Annotated in this window: 2 protein-coding genes and 1 pseudogene; all 3 read left to right on the plus strand. The window is 38.0% G+C overall.

Features of this window, described 5'->3' with window-relative positions:
* Positions 1–99 (plus strand): annotated as a pseudogene (locus MiAbW_RS17360) (IS630 family transposase); the annotation flags it as partial.
* A gap of 27 nt (positions 100–126) precedes the next feature.
* Positions 127–285 (plus strand): dTDP-4-dehydrorhamnose 3,5-epimerase family protein, encoded by a 159-nt coding sequence (locus tag MiAbW_RS17365; RefSeq protein WP_238707332.1) that lies wholly within the window; start codon positions 127–129, stop codon positions 283–285.
* 24 nt (positions 286–309) lie between these two features.
* On the plus strand, positions 310–411 hold a 102-nt coding region (locus MiAbW_RS17370), incomplete at its 3' end, for a GDP-mannose 4,6-dehydratase (protein WP_151697142.1).

Raw genomic sequence — 411 nt, forward strand, 5'->3', positions numbered from 1 at the left:
GATATCGAACATGATTTTAGTGCATTAAAGAGGGCAAGAATGTATGCTCCTGTGGGGACACCCCTTGATGAAATTATTCGTACTTATTGTGTCGCCTAGTGTCTCGTTCTTATTTGAAATAACTATATGTTGTATAAAGTGTCAACAGTATATTCTCCCAAAGAAGATACAGGAATTCTTTGGAATTCCGTAGCAATACCTTGGCCAAATACAAATCCTATCTTGTCTGAACGAGATCAGAGTTTTCTTCCTTTTTCAGAATTTCGGAGTCCATTTGTTTATTGAGAATCAAAACAATTTAAAGAAAGCATGAAAGTATTAATTACTGGTGCGAGTGGTTTTGTTGGTTCCCATGTAGCAAGGCTTTTAGTAGCCGAAGGGTGTGAGGTATATGCGCTTGTACGAGAAGGC

This window comes from Microcystis aeruginosa NIES-4325 (assembly GCF_008974145.1).
In the GTDB taxonomy this organism is placed as follows: domain Bacteria; phylum Cyanobacteriota; class Cyanobacteriia; order Cyanobacteriales; family Microcystaceae; genus Microcystis; species Microcystis aeruginosa_G.

Bases quoted from the DNA above. Each gene is read 5' to 3' on its own strand.
- MiAbW_RS17365 (WP_238707332.1), top strand. From the start codon at position 127: ATGTTGTATAAAGTGTCAACAGTATATTCTCCCAAAGAAGATACAGGA.